Origin of the sequence: Asaia siamensis, assembly GCF_014635085.1 — a bacterium.
GTDB lineage: Bacteria > Pseudomonadota > Alphaproteobacteria > Acetobacterales > Acetobacteraceae > Asaia > Asaia siamensis.
The window spans coordinates 191,822-214,466 of the sequence record NZ_BMCH01000006.1; the positions used below are offsets into that span (position 1 = coordinate 191,822).

General features: G+C 58.4%; 24 protein-coding genes and 3 tRNA genes. 10 read left to right on the forward strand and 17 right to left on the reverse strand.

What is annotated here, in order from left to right:
• Positions 1 to 9 precede the first annotated feature (9 nt).
• From IEV53_RS11885 to IEV53_RS11905, 5 genes are all read left to right on the forward strand, one after another.
• On the forward strand, positions 10 to 204 hold the full coding sequence (locus IEV53_RS11885; protein ID WP_188427043.1) for a DUF1656 domain-containing protein: 195 nt from the start codon (positions 10 to 12) through the stop codon (positions 202 to 204).
• A gap of 13 nt (positions 205 to 217) precedes the next feature.
• Complete coding sequence (locus IEV53_RS11890) at positions 218 to 1,165, forward strand: HlyD family efflux transporter periplasmic adaptor subunit (protein WP_188427044.1); 948 nt, start codon at positions 218 to 220, stop codon at positions 1,163 to 1,165.
• A 21-nt stretch (positions 1,166 to 1,186) separates the two neighbouring features.
• Positions 1,187 to 1,762 carry a nicotinamidase gene (locus IEV53_RS11895; RefSeq protein ID WP_188427045.1) on the forward strand — a complete coding sequence of 192 codons (576 nt, stop codon included), beginning with the start codon at positions 1,187 to 1,189 and terminating at the stop codon, positions 1,760 to 1,762.
• Positions 1,763 to 1,856: 94 nt separating this feature from the next.
• Positions 1,857 to 3,329 carry a PepSY domain-containing protein gene (locus IEV53_RS11900; protein ID WP_188427046.1) on the forward strand — a complete coding sequence of 491 codons (1,473 nt, stop codon included), beginning with the start codon at positions 1,857 to 1,859 and terminating at the stop codon, positions 3,327 to 3,329.
• Positions 3,330 to 3,338: 9 nt separating this feature from the next.
• The gene (locus tag IEV53_RS11905) at positions 3,339 to 4,316 is read left to right on the forward strand and encodes a DMT family transporter (protein WP_188427047.1); all 978 of its coding nucleotides are present in this window, start codon (positions 3,339 to 3,341) and stop codon (positions 4,314 to 4,316) included.
• A gap of 14 nt (positions 4,317 to 4,330) precedes the next feature.
• Here the strand turns inward: IEV53_RS11905 and IEV53_RS11910 are convergent, their stop codons facing one another.
• The 10 genes from IEV53_RS11910 to IEV53_RS11955 form a co-directional block, all read right to left on the reverse strand.
• Entirely contained in the window at positions 4,331 to 4,714 is a 384-nt protein-coding gene (locus IEV53_RS11910) for a response regulator (protein WP_188427048.1), read from the reverse strand.
• Positions 4,714 to 6,648, reverse strand: coding sequence for a GAF domain-containing protein (locus IEV53_RS11915; RefSeq protein WP_188427049.1), 1,935 nt, complete (start codon positions 6,646 to 6,648; stop codon positions 4,714 to 4,716). Before IEV53_RS11915 ends, IEV53_RS11910 begins: the two co-directional genes overlap by 1 nt.
• A gap of 167 nt (positions 6,649 to 6,815) precedes the next feature.
• Complete coding sequence (locus IEV53_RS11920) at positions 6,816 to 7,052, reverse strand: hypothetical protein (protein WP_188427050.1); 237 nt, start codon at positions 7,050 to 7,052, stop codon at positions 6,816 to 6,818.
• A 59-nt stretch (positions 7,053 to 7,111) separates the two neighbouring features.
• Complete coding sequence (locus tag IEV53_RS11925; protein ID WP_188427051.1) at positions 7,112 to 7,585, reverse strand: lysozyme; 474 nt, start codon at positions 7,583 to 7,585, stop codon at positions 7,112 to 7,114.
• A complete protein-coding gene (locus tag IEV53_RS11930) occupies positions 7,542 to 7,883 on the reverse strand; it encodes a hypothetical protein (protein WP_188427052.1) in 342 nt (113 codons plus the stop codon). Before IEV53_RS11930 ends, IEV53_RS11925 begins: the two co-directional genes overlap by 44 nt.
• A 198-nt stretch (positions 7,884 to 8,081) precedes the next feature.
• Positions 8,082 to 8,597 (reverse strand): hypothetical protein, encoded by a 516-nt coding sequence (locus IEV53_RS11935; RefSeq protein WP_188427053.1) that lies wholly within the window; start codon positions 8,595 to 8,597, stop codon positions 8,082 to 8,084.
• A gap of 903 nt (positions 8,598 to 9,500) precedes the next feature.
• Positions 9,501 to 9,577, reverse strand: a tRNA-Arg gene (locus IEV53_RS11940).
• A gap of 24 nt (positions 9,578 to 9,601) precedes the next feature.
• A tRNA-Pro gene (locus IEV53_RS11945) sits at positions 9,602 to 9,678 on the reverse strand.
• Between the two features lie 64 nt (positions 9,679 to 9,742).
• Entirely contained in the window at positions 9,743 to 10,225 is a 483-nt protein-coding gene (gene gpt, locus IEV53_RS11950; RefSeq protein ID WP_188427054.1) for a xanthine phosphoribosyltransferase, read from the reverse strand.
• Positions 10,225 to 10,578 carry a tRNA-binding protein gene (locus IEV53_RS11955; protein ID WP_229719858.1) on the reverse strand — a complete coding sequence of 118 codons (354 nt, stop codon included), beginning with the start codon at positions 10,576 to 10,578 and terminating at the stop codon, positions 10,225 to 10,227. Before IEV53_RS11955 ends, gpt begins: the two co-directional genes overlap by 1 nt.
• A 96-nt stretch (positions 10,579 to 10,674) precedes the next feature.
• On the opposite strand from IEV53_RS11955, the gene IEV53_RS11960 reads away from it, so the two are divergent.
• Positions 10,675 to 11,937 (forward strand): MFS transporter, encoded by a 1,263-nt coding sequence (locus tag IEV53_RS11960; RefSeq protein ID WP_188427055.1) that lies wholly within the window; start codon positions 10,675 to 10,677, stop codon positions 11,935 to 11,937.
• Positions 11,938 to 11,956: 19 nt separating this feature from the next.
• Here IEV53_RS11960 and IEV53_RS11965 read toward each other — a convergent pair.
• A tRNA-Asn gene (locus IEV53_RS11965) sits at positions 11,957 to 12,032 on the reverse strand.
• An 83-nt stretch (positions 12,033 to 12,115) separates the two neighbouring features.
• Here IEV53_RS11965 and IEV53_RS11970 point away from each other — a divergent pair.
• On the forward strand, positions 12,116 to 13,123 hold the full coding sequence (locus IEV53_RS11970) for an ABC transporter substrate-binding protein (protein ID WP_188427056.1): 1,008 nt from the start codon (positions 12,116 to 12,118) through the stop codon (positions 13,121 to 13,123).
• A gap of 56 nt (positions 13,124 to 13,179) precedes the next feature.
• On the opposite strand, the gene rnhA is transcribed toward IEV53_RS11970, so the two are convergent.
• The 3 genes from rnhA to ispH are packed head-to-tail and all read right to left on the reverse strand — an operon-like array spanning position 13,180 to position 15,670.
• Positions 13,180 to 13,656 carry a ribonuclease HI gene (gene rnhA, locus IEV53_RS11975; RefSeq protein ID WP_188427057.1) on the reverse strand — a complete coding sequence of 159 codons (477 nt, stop codon included), beginning with the start codon at positions 13,654 to 13,656 and terminating at the stop codon, positions 13,180 to 13,182.
• Entirely contained in the window at positions 13,649 to 14,611 is a 963-nt protein-coding gene (thrB, locus tag IEV53_RS11980) for a homoserine kinase (protein ID WP_188427058.1), read from the reverse strand. The genes rnhA and thrB overlap by 8 nt, the downstream gene beginning before the upstream one ends.
• 45 nt (positions 14,612 to 14,656) lie before the next feature.
• On the reverse strand, positions 14,657 to 15,670 hold the full coding sequence (gene ispH, locus IEV53_RS11985; protein ID WP_188427059.1) for a 4-hydroxy-3-methylbut-2-enyl diphosphate reductase: 1,014 nt from the start codon (positions 15,668 to 15,670) through the stop codon (positions 14,657 to 14,659).
• A 221-nt stretch (positions 15,671 to 15,891) separates the two neighbouring features.
• Here ispH and IEV53_RS11990 point away from each other — a divergent pair, with 221 nt between their 5' ends.
• The 3 genes from IEV53_RS11990 (at position 15,892) to IEV53_RS12000 (ending at position 20,244) form a co-directional block, all read left to right on the forward strand.
• Positions 15,892 to 16,458 (forward strand): hypothetical protein, encoded by a 567-nt coding sequence (locus tag IEV53_RS11990; protein ID WP_188427060.1) that lies wholly within the window; start codon positions 15,892 to 15,894, stop codon positions 16,456 to 16,458.
• 94 nt (positions 16,459 to 16,552) lie between these two features.
• Positions 16,553 to 18,253, forward strand: a complete 1,701-nt coding sequence (locus IEV53_RS11995) for an alginate export family protein (RefSeq protein WP_188427061.1) — start codon at positions 16,553 to 16,555, stop codon at positions 18,251 to 18,253.
• 50 nt (positions 18,254 to 18,303) lie between these two features.
• Positions 18,304 to 20,244 carry an OPT family oligopeptide transporter gene (locus tag IEV53_RS12000; protein WP_188427062.1) on the forward strand — a complete coding sequence of 647 codons (1,941 nt, stop codon included), beginning with the start codon at positions 18,304 to 18,306 and terminating at the stop codon, positions 20,242 to 20,244.
• A 153-nt stretch (positions 20,245 to 20,397) separates the two neighbouring features.
• On the opposite strand, the gene IEV53_RS12005 is transcribed toward IEV53_RS12000, so the two are convergent.
• From IEV53_RS12005 to IEV53_RS12015, 3 genes are all read right to left on the reverse strand, one after another.
• Positions 20,398 to 20,874, reverse strand: coding sequence for a hypothetical protein (locus IEV53_RS12005; RefSeq protein ID WP_188427063.1), 477 nt, complete (start codon positions 20,872 to 20,874; stop codon positions 20,398 to 20,400).
• Between the two features lie 654 nt (positions 20,875 to 21,528).
• Positions 21,529 to 22,068 (reverse strand): cob(I)yrinic acid a,c-diamide adenosyltransferase, encoded by a 540-nt coding sequence (locus tag IEV53_RS12010; protein ID WP_188427064.1) that lies wholly within the window; start codon positions 22,066 to 22,068, stop codon positions 21,529 to 21,531.
• 10 nt (positions 22,069 to 22,078) lie between these two features.
• Positions 22,079 to 22,636, reverse strand: coding sequence for a DUF4142 domain-containing protein (locus tag IEV53_RS12015; protein ID WP_188427065.1), 558 nt, complete (start codon positions 22,634 to 22,636; stop codon positions 22,079 to 22,081).
• Positions 22,637 to 22,645: the final 9 nt, after the last annotated feature.

The window sequence follows — 22,645 nt, forward strand, 5'->3', positions numbered from 1 at the left end:
GCCTGCCCGATGAGTGAAGTCATCGATCTCGAAGGCGTGCTTGTCTCGGCTTTCGTTGCCAATCTCTTTCTGGCGCTGCTGACCCTCGCCCTCATCCGCTGGTGTTTCGGACGGCTCAATCTCTGGCGCTTCTTCTGGAATCCGCCCCTCGCCCAGTTCGGCCTGCTTGTCTGCCTGCTTGGGCTTTACACCTGGCTCTTGTGAAAGAATTCCGCTCGTGCTCGCTCGTGCCTCACGCCTGATCAGATGGCTCATCACCCTGTCTATCCTTGTCGTTGCAGGGATCGTGATCGTGATCTTGTGGGATTACTATACTGCTGCCCCATGGACCCGAAACGGTCAGGTGCGCGCGCAGGTCGTCAATATGGCGCCCCGTGTCTCAGGTGAGATCATTGAGGTGCGGGTTCATGACAATGAGCTCGTGCATCGCGGCGACGTGCTTTTCGTCATCGACCCGTTCGACTTCAAGGTGCGTGTCGCAACGGCCGAGGCCAATCTGGCCGAGCGCAAGGCCGATCTCGATTTCCGCATCTCGCAATATCAGCGGCGTCGTATCATTCCCGGTGTTGCGGTTTCGGCGGAAGAAAAACAGCAATTCTCCGCGGCTGCCGCGCAGGCACGGGCACAATATGACGCGGCACAGGCTGCCCTGCGTCAGGCACGCATCGATCTTGATCGTACGATCGTCCATAGCTCGATCGATGGTTATGTCACGAACCTTCTGATGCGCCCCGGCGACTTCGCTACGGCCGGGCATGTCAACATCCAGATCATCGACTCAGCCTCCTATTGGGTGGATGGCTATTTCGAGGAAACCAAGGTTCATAATATCGAAATCGGCGATCCGGTGCGGATGGATCTCATGGGCGGTCATCACCCTGTTTTCGGCCATGTCGAAAGCATCACGCGCGGCATTTCAAGCATGAACGCCACCACAGCCACGCAAGGCCTGCCTTCTGTTGATCCGGTCTATACTTGGGTCCGTCTGGCACAGCGTATTCCGGTCCGCATTCACATCGACCAGTTGCCGCCCGACCTGCATCTGGCGGCCGGCATGACCGCCACTGTCACCATCGTGGCCGAAAACGGGCACAGGCGTCATATGTCGGCAAAAGATGCCCTGCATCATTTCGGTGACGACATGCGCCATGTTATCGGTCACTGAAGACACGCGGAGTTTCTTCTCATGGCCTCTTCATTCCCTGCAGCGCCCCGTCGCGCCCTGCTCGTCATTGATGTGCAGAACGATTTTCTACCGGGGGGTACGCTCGCAGTGCCGAAGGGCGATCTGATCCTCCCGGCAGTCAATGCGCTCATGACGCAGGATTTCGATGCCATTATCGCCAGCCGCGACTGGCATCCGCAAAACCATATCTCATTCGTGCCTCAGGGAGGCGACTGGCCGATCCATTGCGTCGCCGGGACGGAAGGCGCCGATTTCTCACCCCTCCTGCATCAGAACCGGCTGAGCCATATCGTGCATAAGGGGCTCGACCCCGCATGCGATTCCTATTCGGCCTTTTTCGACAACGATCAGCGCCACTCGACCGGGCTCGACGCGCTTCTGCGCGGCCTGGGGATCACCCATGTCACACTCTGCGGGCTGGCACTCGATTTCTGCGTGGCGGCGACCGCACTGGATGCCAGGAAGCTCGGTTTCGAGACAGTCATCAGCCTCGCCGCCTGCAAGGGGATAGCTAAAGATCCCGCAGCGTGCCTGAACGCACTTGAAGCGCTCGGTGTGAAGATTGATCGCTCGTGACGCTGGTCAACCGCGTCCCGGACGAACCAGCTGACCTTCTATCGCGAGCGATTTGTTCTGAACTGCGTCCCGACTGCGCCGCTCTGGCCTCATCATGCTCAACGCGCAGGTGAAAACCTCTCTGCGCAAAAAAACAATCCGAGCCGTTTTCCTGCTTCATCGCTGGCTTGGCATTACGCTTGGGCTGATGATGTGCGTCTGGTGCCTCTCCGGCTTTGTGATGCTCTGGAAAGCCTGGCCGCAGCCCGACGAGACACGAGTAAATCTGGCGCATGAGCGCATTCAGATCGATACGGCCACCATTCTGCCGCCATTGGCAAAATCCTGTCGATCGTTCAGAATCCTGATGGTCGGATCGATCCCTGTCCTGCAGGTAGCCTCCAAAACAGGATCGTCCAAAAGCTTCGACCTCCGCACCGGGCAGGACCTCTCTCTCTCGCCGCAGGCCCTTGCTGGCGTGGCGGCAGGCTATGCCGATCTGCCTCGTGACGCGGCACGGTTCGAGGGTCTGCGCGACCACGACCAGTGGATACTCAACACGCGGAACCATCGATCAGGATTTTACCGCTACGCCCTCAATAACCCGCAAAAGACCCTCGTCTATCTCTCGCCCGCGACGGGCGATGTGGTTCAGGCGACGACACGCACAACCCGCTTCTGGTCATGGGTCGGGGCCATACCACACTGGCTCTATCCGTCTCTCCTCAAACGCCATCAGAGCCTCTGGGCAGACACTCTGATTGTCTTTTCAGGCGCTGGCATATTCCTCACGATCATGGGGCTCTGGATCGGCTGGCAACGCCTCGGTGCGGGGCGACGTCTTTCCCCCTACAGAAGCATCCATCGGCTCCACCATATGGCCGGGCTGTGTTTTGGCCTCATGCTGCTTTCATGGATCACGACCGGTTTTCTGAGCATGAACCCGGCCGGATTATTCGAACCGGGCCCGGCGCCGGGCTGGATAGATCGCCTCAACAGGCCCGTTACGTCTTCCGAGCTTCAGCCCCTTGTTTCGACGCTACGAGCACACCCCGAGGCACGGTTCCGTAGCGTCACGCTTGGTACCTGGGGCGATACAGCTTTTCTTGCAGTCGTCGATGATGCGGGGAAATATCGGACACTTGACCAGACTCTGTCGCCTGTTTCCCTGACAGCAGAAACCCTGAGGCCGGGTCTGAGCAGAGCGGGCATCGCCACGACCATAGCCGTGCTCGATCACGACGATTCCTATTATTTCTCCACCCGTCACCTCAAACGAACTTTTCCCGTAATGCGCGTAACAGGTGCAGATGGGACGCGGCTCTATCTCGATATGCATAATGGAGCGCAGCTGCGGGTTGTGGAAGCCGGTGCCAGAGAGACGCGATGGTTTATCTATGGACCGCATGATCTCGATTTCTTCCGTTGGCTACGTGCGCCCTTCGCCCGGTTGCTGATTATTCTGCCCCTTCTGCTGGGCGTCAGCACGATCTGCCTCGCCGGGTTCTGTCTGGGTGTCGCCCGTCTTCGTATCACAACGACTCGCGGCCTTCGGCGCAGGCGAGACAGGTCGCGTGCCTCAAGCTAGAAAGACAGCATGAGCCGCAGCACAAATCCCCCTCAGAAAAACCTTCCGCTCGGCGTGTTATGCGGCGCTGGCGCCGGAGCCTTGTGGGGGCTGGTCTTTCTGGCACCCGAACTCGCGCGCGACTTTCCGCCGCTTGACCTCGCTGCAGGTCGCTATCTGGCCTATGGGCTCATTGCACTAAGCCTGATTGGCACCCGACTGCCTGTTCTGTGCCGTCGTCTGCACAGGCGCGACTGGCACGGGCTCTTCTGGCTCTCGTTTTTCGGTAACAGCTTTTATTACGTCATGCTCTCGATGGCGGTGCAGAAAGGCGGTATCGCGCTGACCTCACTCGTGATCGGGTTCATGCCCGTTGCGGTGACGATCATCGGCAGCCGTGACAAGGATGCGCCGCCTTTCCTCAAATTGGCCCCCTCGCTGTTCTTCTGCGTGATCGGCGCTTTTTGCATCGGCTGGCAGGCCCTGTTCCCCGCTGGTCAGACCGCGACCATGGGGGCGAGCAGCCTTGCCGGCTTGCTTTGTGCCTGCGCGGCATTGGCCTCCTGGACGGGATTCGCCGTAGGAAACAGTCGCGCTCTGGCCCGGCTCGATCATGTGTCGAGCCATGAATGGAATCTGCTGACCGGGCTCGTCACCGGCGCCCAGGCTTTGGTAATGCTGCCGCTGGCCCTTTTATTTGACCCGACTACCCATGCCCTGTCCGCTTGGGGGCGTTTCGCCACGGTCTCGATCGGTGTCGCCGTTATCGCGTCGCTTTGCGGCAATGCCTTATGGAACCGCATGAGCCGCCTACTGCCACTCACGCTGACAGGGCAGATGATCTTGTTCGAAACGCTTTTTGCGCTGCTCTACGGGTTTGTATGGGACCAGCGTTTGCCCCGCCCGCTTGAGATTGCTTCGTTCCTTTTCATCGTGGCCAGCGTGCTGTGCTGCGTGGCGGCCCATCGCAAGCCCGCCATGAAGCCGCTGGATAACACGCTCTCCTGATGACGATGTGATACTCAGGAAAAGAGCGAAAGCGCCTCTTTGACCCGCTGCTCGTTAAGGGGCTTCGGCAGAAAAATGGAACGCGCCGGTATGGTCGCAAGCTGTGGAATACCCCGCCCACTGGTCACGATGATCTCGATAGGGGGCCAGCGGTCACGGACGAGTGCTGCCAGGCGCAAACCATCCATCGAGCCGGGCATGTCGACATCGGCAAGAACGATGCGGATATCGGGACGGCTCTCGAGAATGATCAGGGCCTGATCGGCGTCGGACGCTTCGGCGACCGTATAACCAGCCTCTTCAAGCAGATCCATGAGGCTCATACGCTGTAACGGCTCGTCTTCGACCACCAGAACGGTCGGTGCCTGTTGCGGCTTGTAGTCCAGTGAATGCGCCATTACGTCCTCATGATCTTTTCTGCGTCGGCCCGGAAGCTGGCCGACAGACCTTCCTGTTCATAGCGCAGGGAAACGCCTCCCGTTCCAATCAGACCGAAGGATATTAAACGCGCGCCAAAGCCGCCCTTTGTCGGCTCACTGACGGGTGGGCCGCCCTGTTCCTGCCAGAACAGCACCAGATCGTTCCCCGCCTGTGAGGCCTCTACCTGCCACGAAATCACCACCTGCCCTTCAGGCACAGAAAGTGCTCCGTGCTTGCAGGCATTTGTCGTCATTTCATGAATGAGCAATGCCGTGGACATAGCGGCCCGTGACCCAAGGCGCATGACTGGCCCCGATATCTGGCAGCGCTCGAACACGGAAGCATCTCTAAGAATATTGGCGATGAGATCGCCCAGAACTGCGGCGCGCTGCTCATCGCAATGAAGCAGGTCATGCGCGCGCCCAAGAGACTGGAGCCGCTCATAGAAACGGCTGGCTTCCTCTTTGGAGAGCGCGTCGCGCAGGGTCATGCGCGCGACCGCCTGCACCATGGCCAATGTGTTGCGTAGCCGATGGGCAATTTCACCATTGATCATGATCTGAAGCTCGTCCGCACGCCTGCGTGCGATGGCGAGTTCAAGACGATCAGCAGCGTTATGCAGCCAGTGGATTTCCTCACTGGTCCAGTCGTGAGGCATGCAGAAATGCACCAGCATGAGCGCGACATTGCGCCCATCCTCCCGCACCGGCACGTTGATGACACCACGCGCCTTTAATGCGAGCCAGCCCGTGCTGTCATCGCGTGTGCGCTCATCGGTCAAGATATCGGTAATGACGAGCGCCTCGCCAGCAAGCAGCGTTTCACGCAGGCGCCCGTAATCATCAAAACGATAAAGCCCCTTGATCGGCGGCATTCCGGGCAACGCCCAGCCTTCGGCAACGGTAATGGTCTCGATATCATGATCGAGTTCGCCATAAGTCGCCCGGTCGGCACAGAGGGCCTTGCCGATTACGGCCATGGCCTGGCTGATCATGGTTGCGATATCACGCTCGTCATGCAGCACATCGCCCAGGGCAATCAGTCCGTCCTGCCGGTTCCGCGCAGCAATCTGGCTGGTGACGTCCTTGAACGTCGCTGAAAAATAATCCTGCCCGACCGGATAGAACGTGCCTTCATACCAGCGGCCGGTCGCCTTGACGCGTTGAACAAATGAGACAGGCTGTTCCGTTTCCAGTGCTTTCGCAGCCAGTGCAATCCAGTCAGATTCGATGAAAGGAAAAAGCGCTGCATAGGTAGCGCCGATAACCGCATCTGCCGGGATGCCGACATGGCGCTCCCAAGCGGGATTGACCTCGAGATAGGCCCAGTCGCGCAAGCGGCCTGCTTCATCGCGCAGCGCCTGGGCAAGAAAATATCCTTCATCCATAGCCTGGATGAGGCTGCGCCAGCGCTTGCGCGTTGCACCAAGTGCAGTGCTGCGCCTTCTCAGTTCAAGCAGATCGACCACGAGGGAAGAAAGTTTTTCGAGCGCTTCGCGCTGACTTGGAAGCAGACCGCCATGCCGGGGCACATCGTCAATAACGGCCAACGCCCCAACAGTCCCCAAGGGGGTGCGCAGCGGCACTCCGGCATAAAAACGAATTTCAGGCTGCTCAGTGACAAGCGGATTTTGCGACGTTCGTGGATCAGCTGTCAGATCTTCAATCTCGATCAGGCAATCCTCATCGACCACAAAGCGGCAGATCGAGCTTTCCAGCCCCGTCTGGCACAGCGAGGTACCGATACGGGCCTTGAACCATTGCCGATCCTTGTCGATCAGACTTACGACCGCAATTTTCGTCGTGCATATCTGGGCTGCGAGGGAGACGAGATCGTCATATCCACGCTCGGGAAGCGTGTCGAAAATCTCGTAGGCCTCGATACCGAGCACAGGAGGCGTCTTATCGACCATGCGTAAATCCAGGCGACATTTCGGCTCCAACGCATGACCGGCTATCCCGGCTTTGTCTAGCTTTCGCTCCTACGACGTTTCCATTCGTTCCAGAAGCGCAAATAAAACCAGCGCATCAAAAAAACGACGCTCCTCCAACCAAGACATCTTTGCCCGGGCACGTTCTTTCAGCCCCCGGGTCGCGTGTCGTCGGCATTAGTCGCATGCCGACTGTTCATCGCCACGCGATTGACCAGAAGATAGAGATACATCCATTTCGATCCAGTATCGGGCCTAGGCCAGAACCGTGCGAGAACGGCACAAAGCGCGATTGAAAAAGTGCCGATCACTGTGAGGGCGCTCGCGATTTCAGCAGGGATGATGGGCAGAATAGACGCATAGAAAGACTGCCATTCTTGCGGCATAAATTACTTCCTTTTATTTGAGAAAAGCAGGAAAGGCAGCAGATCGAAAAATAACGTTTCTACTGCAATTGCCCCCTGTAGACGCGCAATTCGAGAAGGCGCCGTCTTTTCAATCCGGGCAACACGACGAGGTCGCCCCGGATCGTCGCCTTGTCCCAACGTAGAAGCTGCTGTCCCGCTGCCTCATAAAAGCGCTGATTCAGGAGGCGCAAAAGTGTGGAGCTTCGCATGACTGCCGTACCGATATTGAATTGCCAGGAAAGCAAGGCGCCCTCCTGACACGGCACGAGCGGAACGTGCACCATGTCACGCTGCTTTTTTCGCAGCTCTAGAAGCGTTGTGCGTAGCAGGGCATTTGCCTCCTGCTCGGTAATCGGCTTCGTTTTTGCCGTGACCGGTGTTCCGTCCTCAAGGTAGCGATTACCGCAACCGATCGTCCAATATCCTGCTGGGCAAAGATAAGGGGCTAATCGCAAGCCCTCCATATCGTCACGACGCAGCAACGCCGTAACGATTTCCAGTGAATCCTTCATTCCAGTCTTTCAATTGATCGGTATATTCAGGACGGTCAGGCACGTGGATCCCGGCGCGGCACAGCGCATTGCGCAGCATGGCATTCTGGGTTCGCAACTCCTGGATTACCGTCAGATTTTCGTCCTCACGCTGCTCCAGCTTGTCGACACGCGCGTTCAGCCGCGCCAGCGTCTCCTTTTGCGCCTCAATTGTGGCTCTCGCTCCGGAGGCTCCAAGGCCGATCAGCCAACGCACGGTGAACAGCACGCCACCGATTACCGCCACCCACCAAGGCTGCGGTTGCAAGTTTTCCGGCATCGCCGTTCTTTCATTGTTGAAACTGATAGGTCAGACTACGGCCCTGAGCCGCCCACCCCAAACAGTGCAGGCACGAGAGATTCATCATCAGCTCATTTCCAATTAACCAGCGATACGCCCGGGCCTGTCGATAGCCGCGATAGCAGCCCAGAAAGGGTTCGACGCTCCTGTCGGCGTGCTGCGTCAGAAACCGTCTAGTCACCCGAGGTTACCGAGGCGGGTTGGTATGCCTCCATTATTGAACCATCCCTGCGTCAGCCCTGCGGGATCGGTGGGCAGATGCCCCAGCCACGCGTCCATCGTTGCATTGGAAAGAGGTAACGCTGGCGTCTCAGGTGCCGTAGGGAGTGAAACCGGAAAAAGTGAGGCCCGGGGCGAGACCATTATGTTGGCTTCCACCTGATGTGTGTTTCCGTGGCTCGTTAGCGCGCAGACCGTGACCACGGACATTCCAGAAGTTTTCCAGCGCAACCACACCGTCGCAATTGTTCCGAAAAGGCTGGTCCAGGCCTGATCAGCAGCATTGCCCGCGTCGAATACGAAGGACACGATGTATTCCCCAGGCGCAAGAATACCGTCGAAATCGATGCTGTAATCTCCCCCGCCATTGAGCGCGGAAGGGGGCCAGACCAGTGCGGATCTGACCGAAGGACAAGCGCTCACATTCGCCCCAGTCAGGGGACGAAGAATATTGGCACTAGGCCGCCATGTCATGGCTAACTCCTCGCGAAAAGGTTAATCGAGATAAATATTTTTGAAATTTATATTTATATTTATATTTATATTTATAAATAATGCGCAAATTATATTTTAACATAATAATTATTAATTGCGCATAAAATATAGTATTTAAATTACGTATACATCTATTTTTTGGAGCAAAAAGAAAATGCATTTATTTTTGAAAAATCTCTACATTTTTCATGATGTCTTTCGATTAGCACAAAATGAATAATTTTTCCACGTGAATATAGATCCGTACTCACGGATCACTTTTTCACAGACTGCTTCCGAGCCAAAGGGTATTCCGCTCATCGGATCGATTGGAAGCAAAGCAACACCTCATAAAGAGGAAAAAAAAGACGCGCCTTCCCGGCGATTAATAACGCTCCTCGCCAATCAGAGCTAAGGAAAGCCAGCTTCATGTACGCAGATCACCGCCTATAGTGATCTGCACATCCCTTATCGAGCCCTGAGAGCCAACCACCGCAATGAGATCCGAGCGGGTTTCACTGATCCAAAGACGCACACAGCATTTTCTCATGTTCGATGACGCATATCGAAAGACACTATTCCTTGAGGCAGCCCCCCCCCGGGGGGGGACAGGCGCGTCGAAGCGCACCGCGTGCTGGCTGATAACCCGTGACAGACAGTCAGGGGGTCAACGACGCTGCAAATCACGCCTCATCTCAAGCTCGGGATCAGAACCGAACACGCTTCATCAACGAAGGCCCGCCATGCGCATCGCGACCGCATTAACCTGCAATGAGGTATGAGAGAGGACAGGAATCGTTCTGCTAGCAGCAATGTTGCAATGGGGCTTTTTGATATTTTAGCAACCAGCCCAAAATGCCAGTAAACCATCCACATACTCAGGGAGCCAAAACTAGACGAAAATGGCGCGCCCTGCTGGATTCGAACCAGCGACCCACAGCTTAGAAGGCTGTTGCTCTATCCAACTGAGCTAAGGGCGCGTATCGCCATACCCTTGGTGGTGGTGGTCGGGGCGCCCGGAATCGAACCGGGGGCCTCTTGTACCCAAAACAAGCGCGCTACCAGGCTGCGCCACGCCCCGAACGCGCGGACCCTACCGCAACTCGCGGCAGGGTGAAAGATGCGGTTTTAAAAAAAGTGAAGAATTATCCGAGGTTACGCGCCAGAGGCGGCACAAAGAGCGGTGCAGTGTCCCAAGGGAACAGCACCCAGGTGTCCTGAGCCACTTCCATCACGTACTGATCCGTGTGCGGCTTGCCGTTGGGCTTTGCATAAAGACAGGCAAAATGCGCCTTGGGCAGCACATCGCGCACAACCTTGGCCGTCTCACCCGAATCAACCAGATCATCGATTACGAGAAAGCCTTCGCCATCGCCGGCAGCGATTGGCGCCTTGACCACGCGCGGCTCTTTCTGGTCCTGCGCGCTCTCGCCTGAGTAGCTGATGACCGAGATCGATTCGACAAGGCGGCAATCTAGCTCACGGGCGATGATCGCAGCCGGAATGAGACCGCCACGGGTCACGGCAACAATGCCCTTGAACTCGCCACGCGCCATCAGGGCCGAGGCAAGGGTACGCGCATCGCGATGCAGTTGGTCCCAGGTGACGGTTGCGTAGTTGGTAGCCATCAGAACAGTTTTCCTCCATCTGGCACCCGGCGATCCGGGCAGATCAGAACCATGTCGCCGGAGCGATCGGGCATGCCAAGCGCCAGAACTTGATTGACAGAAGCGTTGTGCAGCTGCGGATTAACCACAGCACAAACTTGCCTGCCAACCAGCTGCGACGCCTCATAACGCTTCGCCAGCGTCATTGTGGCCCGGCGGACACCCAAGAGTGCGCCGAAATCGATCCAGAGCATCATTTTATCGCCCTCTTCCCGCGCGGAGGCGACTGTCCCGACACGGATATCAGGCTGCACCGGGTCGGCTGAAAAGGCTGAAGCCCTCGATTCGGCAGGAAGATCATTTTCTGGGGTCATCGGCGGAACCTGCCCGCACAGCCTCTGAAATGCAATCGACTCCACAAGGCTGCCCGCTGGCTCTGCCTTGCGCCCTCTGCTTATAGTGAAGGCGCCATGCCAGATCCCCATACGCTCCAAGAGCCCGCCCCCAAGCCAAACGATGCCCTGAGTGCCATCGTTGGCCTGCGCCCCTTTCTCGCCGGGCGCACACTCTCCGCCCTTTCAGCCCAGGTTCTCGCAGTTGCGGTAGCGTGGCAGACCTACGCACTGACCCACAGCGTGGCAGCCCTGGGGCTGATCGGCCTGGCGCAGTTCCTGCCCATGCTGGCCCTGGTCTTTATCTCGGGCCACGTGGCAGATCGCTATAATCGCAAGCGCATCGTCCAGATCTGTCAGGTGATCGAGATCATCGGCGCCTTTGCCATGGCACTGCTCACCTATACCGGCCAGTTGGCCCCCTGGGCGCTTTATGTGCTTGTTGCCTGTTTTGGCGCGCTACGGTCCTTCGAAGGGCCTTGCCAGCAGACCTTCCTGCCTTCCATCGCCACCCCCGCCCAGTTTCCCAAGGCTGCTGCGCTCTCGGCGTCGCTGTTTCAGACTGCCTCGATCATCGGCCCGTCACTCGGAGGCCTGCTTTACGGGCTTGGCGCCGATTTCTGCTATCTCACCTGTGCGATCGGCTTTTCCATCGCCCTCCTGTCGACATCGCTGCTCAAGCTGCGCCCCTATGCGGGAGGCCGCTCCCCCATGAGCCTCGAATCGCTCTTTGGCGGCATTGCCTTCCTGCGCCGCCGTCGTGACCTTCTGGGCGCAATCTCGCTCGATCTGTTTGCGGTGCTTCTGGGCGGCGCTACCGCCATGCTGCCGGTCTATGCCGATGATATCCTGCATCTGGGCCCTATTGGCCTCGGCATTCTGAGAGCCTCTCCCGCCATCGGGGCGCTGCTCGGCTCCCTCGTTCTGGCGCGCTATCCGCTCAAGAGCCATGCCGGGCCGATCATGTTCGCTTCGGTCGGCATTTTCGGCATCGCCACCATCGTCTTCGGCGTGTCGCACTCCCTCACCCTCTCGGTTCTGTCTCTCGCCGTTCTTGGGGCTGCTGACGTGGTGAGCGTGGTCGTGCGCGGCGCCCTGACACAGCTGGCCACACCAGATGGCATGCGCGGCCGTGTTTCAGCCGTGAACATGCTGTTCATCGGCTCGAGCAATCAGCTGGGGGAATTCGAGAGCGGCATGCTGGCCACTGCAATCGGGACCGAAGCGGCCGTCGTGGCAGGCGGCATCGGTACACTGATCGTCGCAGGTCTCTGGATCAGGATGTTCCCGCGCCTGTGGACGCTGGATCGTCTCGATACGATCAGACCTGATGAAACATGAATTTTGAAAGGAAAATGCCTGGCTCCCGAAGTAGGACTCGAACCTACGACCCAGCGATTAACAGTCGCTTGCTCTACCAACTGAGCTATTCGGGACCGGCGAGGCACTATCTAGCGAAAGCTTTTCCTGGGGTAAACCCCCCTTTGTCATTTTTTTTGCATATGGAGATTTTCTTCTGATGGCAGCGCCTTCCCGTCGTCTTCTTCTCATGGGTGCAGGGGGCGTTATTCTGGCTACAGCCTTGCAAACGCATAGCTTCTTCCATCGTCACAAGCCCGTTCAGACCGATGGCAAAAAGCGCCATATCCGCCTTGCCTGGCCCGAACCCGATTATGATCCCCTGCTCTGGCTGTGCCAGCAGGGCATTTTTGGGCGCTACAATCTCACGGTCGATCTGGTGGAAACGCCGGGCGGCAACAGCGCCATCGACGCCGTCGTGAACAATCGCGCCGACGCAGCTCTGAGCCCCCTGCTCGACTGGCTGCCTGCCCTTTATCAGGATGAAGAAAATGAATTGCCTGCACGACTCGCCTGCGGCGTGCGCGGCGGCAGTTACCGTCTGCTCGTCAGACGCGCGCTCAACCTGCACAAGGTCGGCAATCTGGCAGGCAGAAAAATCGGCGTCGTAAGCCTCGAAGGGGCAGATCGCCGATTCGTCAGCATCCAGCTGCGGCGCCGCGGCCTGCATCCGACCGATTCGGTGCAATGGGTCGCGATTTCTGCCGATGACATGGCCGATGCCCTGCGTGCAGGAGACCTCGATGCGGTTGCCGTGCACGATCCGAGCGGCTGGCGAATCCTCCAGCAGACGAAAGGCGTGAGCTGGAACATGCTCGACAGCATGACAGGCGCCGAACGTGAACGAATCGATCTCACTCTGGGAATCGCCACAAAGGCTATGGCGCAGGACCCAGGTCTCGCCGCAGCACTCACAGCCGCTCTGCAGGACGCCCAGAACGAATTTCCGGCCCATCGCGACGAGCTGGCGCGTTTATGGAAAAAAGATTCTGATGCGCCGGAGGAAGCCAAAGGCATGCTCGAGCGTGAAATCGCGAGCCATGTCGTCACGGGGCACCCCTTCAGGGTGCAGGTCGAACAATATGTCGACGAACTCAAACTGATCGGCCTAATGCCCGACGCCGACAAGACGACCGATATCGCCCATCGGATCTGTCTCGAAGTCTGACGACCCAGGACAAATGGGAGAGCAGCACATGACCGCTCTCCCCCGTCAGGAGGGAATCAACCGCGCTCCATCGATTCGCGGGCAGCCGTGGCGATCTGATCGACCCGTTCGTTGTTCACATTGCCACTATGGCCGCGCACCCAGAGCCACTCGACCTTGTGGCGCTTTTCCGCCGCCAGAATGCGCTGCCAGAGATCGAGATTTTTTACCGGATCACCCGCCGCATTGCGCCAGTTGCGACGCACCCAGCCCGTATGCCAGCGCGTGATACCGTTGCGCAGATACTCGCTGTCCGTGTGAAGCGTAACCTTGCAGGGGCGCTTGAGTGCTTCCAGCGCTTCGGCCGCAGCCGTCAGCTCCATGCGGTTATTGGTGGTTTCCGGCTCGCCACCGGAAAGCTCGCGCTCATGCCCCATGGAACAGAGCAATGCACCCCAACCACCAGGCCCCGGATTGGGCTTGCACCCGCCATCGGTCCAGATTTCGACGAAAGGCGCATCATCGGGCAAAGGAGCTCTGACCTCTTCAGACATGCAGAAGACCCTTCGCGTCGTCACGCCACGCTGTCAGGCGATGATAATAGGCCAGCGGGTCCTTGCGAGTCACAATGGCATCTTTAGGGGTGTTCACCCAGTCATAGAGCCGCGTCAGAAGGAAGCGAATGGCTGCCCCCTGCACCAGTACGGGAAGCGCTGCCTTCTCGTCAGGGCTCAGCGGCCGCACTGACTGATACCCGCCCATCAGACCGGCCATGAGCGCTGCCGAAGGAGTCGCCTCATCCGGAAAACACCAGGCGTTCAGGCAGATCGCGAGATCATAGGCAAGGAGGTCGGTGCAGGCGAAATAGAAATCGATCAGCCCCGAGACATCACCCTCCTGAAAGAAGACATTATCCGGAAACAGATCCGCATGGATCTGCCCTGCCGGAAGCGTGCCTTCCCGGGGCCAGTCACGCAGTACGGCTGCAATCGCCTCGTCCAGTTCCCGCGTCAGACCGGGGCGTAGCGTGTCCCCTGCACCTTTGCAGGAATCCAGAAGGGGCTTCCAGGATTCCGGCCCGAGAGCATTCCTGCGTGTCGCCCGGAAACCCTCCCCCAGAAGGTGAAAACGCGCCAGAGACTGCCCCAGACTGAAACAGGCCGACGGGGTGATGGCCGCAATCGGCCGACCCGGCAGAAAGGTCGTGATGGCGGCAGGCTTGTCCATGAGGCTGCGCAGCGCCACCCCGTCACGAGCAATGACGGGCGTGGGGCATTTCAGCCCCCGGCTGGAAAGATGCTGCATAAGCCCCAGAAACCAGGGCAGTTCCTCGGCGCGCACACGCTTTTCGTAAAGCGTCAGAATAGCGCGACCTGCCTCGGTTTCGAGCAGGTAGTTGGTATTCTCGACACCCTCGGCAATGCCGTCGATCTGAACGAGCGGACCAAGATCATAATCCGCCAGAAAGGCCTCGAGCCTCTCCGGCGGAATGGTTGTATAGACCGCCATGATATCAGACGGAAAAAAGAGGGTTCATGATGCTTGCATCAGCCCTCAGACAGGCTCGCCGAGCGGGCTCGGCAGACGGAAGGCCACGTTTTCCTTCTTCACGATGCGCTCTTCGATCTGCAGCTTGTACCGCGTCGAAAGGGCATCGACCATTTCCTGCACCAGCGACTCAGGCGCCGAGGCTCCGGCCGTGATACCGACAGTGCCGACCCCTTCGAGAACGCTCCAGTCGAGCGCCGCCAGCTTGGGCACGAGAAGCGCGCGCTTGGCACCCGAACGCTCTGCCACTTCGCGCAGACGCTGCGAGTTCGACGAATTCGGCGAACCAATCACGATCACCAGATCGCTCTCCGGCGCGATGGCCTTCACTGCTTCCTGACGATTGGTCGTGGCGTAGCAGATATCTTCCTTCTTAGGCCCTTCGATCAGCGGGAAACGCTCACGAAGGATGGCAACGATCTCTGAGGTATCATCCACCGAAAGCGTGGTCTGGGTGATGAACGCCAGGCGGGACGGATCGGCAGGCTGAACCGTGCGGGCTTCTTCAGCATCGTTGATAAGCGTCACGGCGCCGTTCGGAAGCTGGCCCATCGTGCCAACCACCTCGGGATGGCCGGCGTGACCAATCATCAGGATATGACGCGCATCGGGGCCGCCACCGGCAAAATGACGCTCGGCTTCACGATGGACCTTCGACACCAGCGGGCATGTCGCATCCAGATAAAGCAGATTACGGCGCTGGGCTTCGGCAGGCACCGATTTCGGCACGCCATGTGCGGAGAAGACGACATGGCCATCGGCGGGAACCTCATCGAGCTCCTCGACGAAAATCGCGCCCTGCTCTTCGAGATTCTCGACAACGGTACGGTTGTGCACGATCTCATGACGGACATAGACAGGCGCGCCATAGCGGCGCAGGGCTTCTTCCACCACGCGGATGGCCCGATCAACGCCAGCGCAAAAGCCACGCGGCCCGGCCAGAAGAACACGAAGCGTTTGCGCTTCAGATCCCTGCTCCGAGGACGCTTGCGGGCGTGAAGTGGTCAAGGTGTCGGGCATGGTGTTCCCCAATCTCACGGCAGGCGGTATATGCGAACAAGCCCCATGGCAGCACGCATGACGAATGATGCAACGCTTCGCGATATGGGCTCGCATATGGGAGCTACGCAACCCGTTGCCAGTATGCAAGCCCGTCATTGCACGATCATTCGGCTTCGTGTCGCCTTCTTACCATACCGGACTCGGTTTCCGCACCGGTGAATAGACGAAGAGCCTTGTCCATGACCCTATACGCTCGCCCGTTCCTGCCCCTCATCGCCCTGATCGGTTCGTCTGTCGCCCTGACGGGCTGCAACCAGGATGATCAGAGCGCTTTCGCCCCCACCTGCCCGCCTGTCGAGATTCTCAGCCAGGCCGCCGATTTCTATCAGTATGACGGCCATGGCCTCGATGCAGGCAGCCTTGTGACCCATGCCGGCATGAGCGGGCTTACCGGCAATTGTGAAGCCGGCCCGAAAAAAAGCGTCCGTTCGCGCCTGAGCCTTGCTGTGGTCGTCGAGCGTGGCCCGGCCTCGGATGGCAAGGATATCGTTCTGCCCTATTTCGTGGCGGTGCTTCGTGACGGCAAGATTCTGGAAAAGAAGGAATTCGACATCCCCGTATCTTTCGCTGGCAACCAGTCGACGGTCTCGCTGCGTACGCCCGTGCGAATCATCGACGTTCCGGCGTCGCCCGATCTGCAGCAGACCAACTACACCCTGAAGGTCGGCTTCCAGCTCACGCATGAGCAGCTCGACTACAACCAGACCCATCTCCGCCCGGCCAAGTTCACCACACACACCAACTAATACACAGCGAAGTTTCGTGTTTTCATAAAAACACGTTGTTTTTTGTTTATACGATGATATTCTGGAGAACTATCTTTCTCCGGAACGTTCCGCAATGCGCATTCGTCACGCCCTGCCTGCTCTCCTCCTGCTTGCAGGCGTGGCTCCCTGTGCCGTTCAAGCAGCAACCGTGCAGGGCAATGCCAGCGCAGACCCCAATTCGCCTGCGGCGACGCCTCACAAGCTTGTCGATCCGACAGCGACCGATGAGCATCTGACGGTCAACGGAACACAGCGCCCCGAAATCCAGAACTACCCTCATGCCGGCCCGGTCGGTCAGCCTCGCCGCGTCACGCCTTTGCAGAACAAGGCCCCTCACGGCACACAGGGAGACTGGGGCGTTTTTACGAGAGGCAACGGTGAATCTGCCGGTTTTGGCCCTGTCGGACGCTACGGCGTTGCCCCCTGGGCTGAAGACTGGTCCTTCCTGCGGGACAAGAAGCGCCATGACGATCTTTTCGATCCTCTGAAATTCATCCCGCTGACGCGTAATGGCTCCTGGTGGCTGACTTTTTCCGGTGAAACGCGTCTGCGCAACTGGTCGGAAGAGGCACCTTTTCTCGGCACGCGTGGCACTCCCGGCTCGGGACGTTTCGCCGTGCGCAACCTCTATGGTGCCGACCTGCATCTGGGCGAACATGTCAGGTTTTTCGGCCAGCTTGTGAATGGCGATGCCGCAGGCTGGGGGGGCTATGGCTACAACACCACCTTCCGCAAACGGCTCGATCTGCAGCAGGGCTTCGTCGAGTTGCGAACCAGACTCGCGAAAGCCAAAACCGGCCTGATCATCGGGCGCCAGCAGTTTCTCGATGCGCCTTCCTACATTCTCTACAACCGCGAAACCCCCAACGTGCCGCTCGCGTGGAATGGTGTGCGCGGCTATGCCATCTGGCCGCGTCTGCGCGCCGATGTGTACGATTTTGTCGGCACGAACATAACCTTCAACAAGATGTTCCATGACCGCGTTGACTGGAGCACACGCCTGCACGGTATTGATGTCACCTGGGCGCCCCCGTCTTTTGCGCTTGGTTCAGAGCGCATTTCCTCCTTTCTCGACCTGTTCCTGATTGCCTTTCGAGTGGGCGGCAGTTCCGCCGCCCTGCCCTACAACAAGACCACACTCAGCGGGACCACAGCCCGTCAGAATTACGGCTTCCGCTGGTATGGGGGCGCCCCGTCATTCGAATTCTCCGTGGGCGGGCTTTATCAGGGCGGCAGCTTCGAACTGAACCGGACAGGGCAGAACCGCGATGTCTCGGCCTTTGCCTTCAACGCCATTGCTGGCTATCGTCACACCCCTTCGCCGCTTCACCCGTTCATAGGGCTCCAGGCCGACCTCTATTCGGGCGGCTCATCGCAACGCAACAGCGGCACGATCGGCACCTATATCGCGCCATTCAACCCGCAGACCAACTATCTCGATACCACCACCTATATTGCTCCGAGCAACCTCGTCAGCCTGTCTCCCGTCATCCGACTGACGCCCCGCAACTGGCTCAGTCTTCAGTTCAAGAGCCCGCTTTTCTGGCGCGCCTCGACGAATGACGCCGTCTACGGTCCTTCCGGCGCCTATGCCTTCACCAACCTGCATGGCGGCTTTGTGGGTATCGTGCCCCAAGCCTCTCTCACTCTCCAGCTCAACCGCCATCTCACATGGACGCAATACGGGGCGCGCTTCATAGGCTCGGACGGGTTGCGCGCCGCAGGCGGCAAGAGCGGGAGCTATTACCAGTCGAACTTCGTCTTCCGTTTCTAGGCGCTTCGTCGTAGGAGCTGTTCCTTACGTTATCGAGACAGAGAGACAGCATGACTGCGGCGACACGGGAACTGACCATTCGAGGACTTGTTCTCGGCGCCCTGATCACGATCATCTTCACCGCGTCCAACGTCTATCTTGGCCTGAAGATCGGCCTCACCTTTGCCTCGTCCATTCCTGCGACCGTCATTTCCATGGCGGTGCTGCGGGCACTCGGTGGCAGTACCATTCTCGAAAACAACCTTGTCCAGACACAGGCCTCGGCAGCGGGTACGCTCAGCTGTGTATTCGCCACCATACCTGGTCTGGTCATGATCGGGTTCTGGAGCGGTTTTCCCTATTGGGAGAGCTTTTTCATCACCCTGCTTGGTGGCGCTACAGGTGTGCTGTTCACCATTCCCCTCAGACGGGCCCTCGTCACCCATAGCGCCCTGCCCTATCCGGAGGGCGTTGCCTGCGCCGAGATCCTTCGCGTGGCCTCGCCAGAAGGCAATCAACAGGCGCTCAAGGCCCTTATCCGGGGCAGTCTGATCGCAGCAGGCCTGACGTTTCTCAGCACAGGCGTCAGAATTATCAAGGATGGCTGGAGCGCTACCTTCTCGCTTGGCCCCTCGGTCTTTCGTCTTCAGGGCGCCTATTCGCTGGCTCTGATCGGCACGGGTTATCTCGTGGGGCTTGGCGGCGGTCTCGCCATGCTGGCAGGTGTCGTCATCGGCTGGGGCGTTGGCGTGCCCTGGCTCAGCGCGGTTGTCACGCATCCCGCCGGGGTTTCAGCGACTGAATTCGCCACAGGGCTATGGGTTCACAAGATCCGATTCATGGGCGCAGGCACCATCGCTGTCGCGGCATGCTGGACAGTCTTTTCACTGATGGGACCGGTTTTGCGAGGCTTGCGCGAGGCATTTTCGCAGACCCATCGTGCCAGCCTGGACGAGACAGATCGTGATCTGCCGCCGCTCGTCATGAACCTGCTGCTCGGGGCTCTTATTCTGGGGCTTGGCGCGCTTTTCACGCTTTTCCTGTGGCCGATCACGACGCATGATTTCTATCTCGTCGTCATGCTGGGACTCGGACTTGCTGCCTGTCTCTTCATCGGTTTTCTGGTCGCGAGTGCCTGCGGCTATATGGCGGGCATCATCGGCTCATCGTCATCGCCAATTTCGGGCATCTCGATCATCAGCGTCGTCGCGCTCTGCCTTGCGCTGCTCGGGCTGGAAGCCCTGCATCTCGTGCCGGATGCCCTTTCGGCCCATGACCAGCACAGCGCCATCGCCTATGTTCTTTTCGTCCTGACGGCGCTTACCGGTTCGGCCGCCATCTCGAACGACAATCTGCAGGATCTGAAAACCGGACAACTCGTCGGTGCCTCGCCCTGGAAGCAGGAAGTCGTGCTTCTCATAGGGTGCGTCGTCGGTGCGCTCGTTATTCCGCCAGTGCTGAATGTTCTTTATCAGGCCTATGGTTTCGGCAGTACGTTGCCTCGCCCCGACATGGACCCGTCCCGGGCCCTTGCCGCGCCGCAGCCTGCCCTGATGGCCGATATTGCCCGAGGCATCCTGCTGCGCAATCTCGACTGGACCATGATCCTGATCGGCGCTGCGATAGGTGTCGGCTTGATCATCATCGATCGTCTGCTGAAAATCCGAAATCTCGCCATGCCACCTCTGGCGGTTGGCATGGGCATTTACCTTCCTGCCGATGTTTCGGTAACTATCGCCATCGGCGCTATCATTGCCTTCTTTTTTGACCGCGCACCGCATGCGGCCTCCCACAGTGATGACAGCACCGGCACCATGGTGGCGTCCGGCTTTATTGTTGGCGAAAGCCTGATTGGCGTGGTCATTGCCGTGCTGAGCGGTATGAGCGGCCATACGGATCTGCTGACGATCCCTGTCGGCCAGAGCTTTCAGGGTCTGATCGGCATTGCCCTCTTCGCCCTCTGTCTGATCTGGTTCGCACGCACACTACATAAGGCCAGTCGCCCCGTGTGAGGTGCTAGATTACCTGACCAGGCGCAGGTTGGGGTTGAAGGCCACCATGCCATGGCCGACCCCAGACAAAAAAAGCGACCGGGACAAACTCCCGGTCGCTTCATCGTCTTTCTAAACGGGCCCCTTTACTGAAAAGGCGACCCGTCCGAAATCTCAGTCTTTCCACCAGCGAACAGGTTCGGGTTCACCGGCCATCGCAGGCACTTCCCGAACGCGCGGTGGGCGCCCCCTGCCTCTTTTGACGACAGGCTCTGCAGTCTCATCGGCAGGCCCTGCCGGTTCGACGTGACGCTTCTGGCTCTCTTCGCGCAGCACGGAGAGCTGAACCTGAGCTTCGAGCAGCGCCTGCTCGGCTTCTGCACATTTCGTTTTCAGTTCGGTGACATGCAGCTTTTCATGCACGAGATGCGTCTCGAGCGTACGCAACTGAACCTGCATATCGCCAAGATCGCGCTGTGCATCTTCTGCACGACGCTGCTCCATCTTCAGAAGATTACGCAGACGTGCAATTTCCTCACTGTGGTCGTCGGACTGGACCGGCGAGGAACGCAGAGCGGCACGCGACACCTGATGGTGCTCGACAACAACCTGCCCTTCCTGAACAAAGCGACGACGACGCTGGTCGGGCACTATCTTCTTGTGTGCCTGCTGAGCTGGTCTCTTATTACTTCTGTTACCGAGGCGCTCAAGTGCAAGACGAAGCGAATCTTCGCTGAGCTCTGCCTCCTGATTTACTTCCTTGTTAAAAAAATCTGAGTCGATACTCACTTTATTTCATCCGATTTGAGGAGATCATATGCATTTCAGGCATTAATTCAGGATACCGCAGCCAAACTGACATACGCTTGATTTCTGAGCTGCGACCTAACGTGTTGCGGCTCGCTCCTAAACGAATTCTCTACCTGTGTCACCCGATAGGAAAAGTGTAGATTATAATTTACACCGAGGCGTTACTTGAAATTACACAGAAAATACAGCATAAAAATCGAGTAAATCCCTGCTTTATGCTTCCCAAGAAATGATACCACCTACCATGATATAGTTTAGGGTCAGAACAAAGAATAGAGCGTCACATTTTGACAAGAAACGAGAAGGTAGCTTCCGCACGTCCGATTTCCTGAATATCACAAAAACTTGTAGCGATACAGTGTTCGTTTCGTTTCCATTGCTTTATATCGACTGAAAGAACGCTCCCAGCATGGTCCATATATCGCACAGCAGTCACCCTCGGCAGAACGACCGCCGCTCAGACCGTTCTCGGGGTGCAATCAGCCATTACGTGCCTCACCCGACCCCGCGCTGCCAGAGAATGTCCGTTTTTCCATCCTGATTCATGTGACGGGCAAGCACGAAGAAGTAATCGCTCAACCGGTTCAGGAACATGACGCCCGAAGCCAGACGCGGCTGATCGAGTGCTACAACGCGCCTCTCGATACGACGGGCGACGACCCGTGCCATATGCGCCCAGCTTGCCCCCACCGATCCACCGGGAAGAACAAAGCTGGTGAGGGGCTGCTGACTCTCACGCAGAGCAATGATCTCGGCATCCAGCCAGATGACTCCCCTGGCCACAAGCTTCCGATCGTCTCCGCGTTCCGGGATGCACAGGATAGCGCCCAGATCGAAAAGCAGGTTCTGGATACGCGCCAGCTCGTCTCGACCGGGACAATGCAGCCTCACAAGCCCCACAACCGCGTTGAGCTCATCGACACAACCCATCGCCTCTATCAGGGGAGCATCCTTGCGGATGCGCGCACCATCGCCGAGGGAGGTCATGCCCTGGTCACCACCGCGGGTGACAATCCTGTCCAGACGAACGCTCACGACCTGCCCCTCAACGTGCGACTTTATGCGTCTTGCGCACGGCGAGTTTGGGCATCCAGCTATAGGCTGAAGAGATCGCCTGCTCGTCGAGTTTCTGAAGCCCCGTCGCTGCGCTCTTGAGATCGCTATCCTTCGTGCCAGTTGCCGAAGCGATAGCCTTTTCATTTGCCTGTGATTCGTCACGCAGTGCCGTCACATAGGCCTTGTCAAAAGCCGGTCCGTGCAGATGCGATACACGGTCTATCGCCGCCTGATCATTGGCCAGAGGTGTCTCTGTCAGGGTGAGGTCATGCTTGCTCGCCAGCGTTGCCAGCGTCTTGCGGTGCGCCTCGTAATTCTTCTGGGTGGTCTGGGCGAGATCCTTCACCTCGGTGGCCCGCGCATGGTCCACCGCAAGCTTGCTCAGCGCGATCTGGGTCAGGTCATGCTCATTTGCCTGCTGCAGAAACGCTGCATCTGCTGTCGTGAAAGGAGGCGCCTTGTCCGGCAAGGGCGGCAGACGGGGATAACCCGGCGTGCACGCGCATAGTGGCAGGGCTGCCAATCCGATCCAGAGACCAGCTTTCATGATAACGAC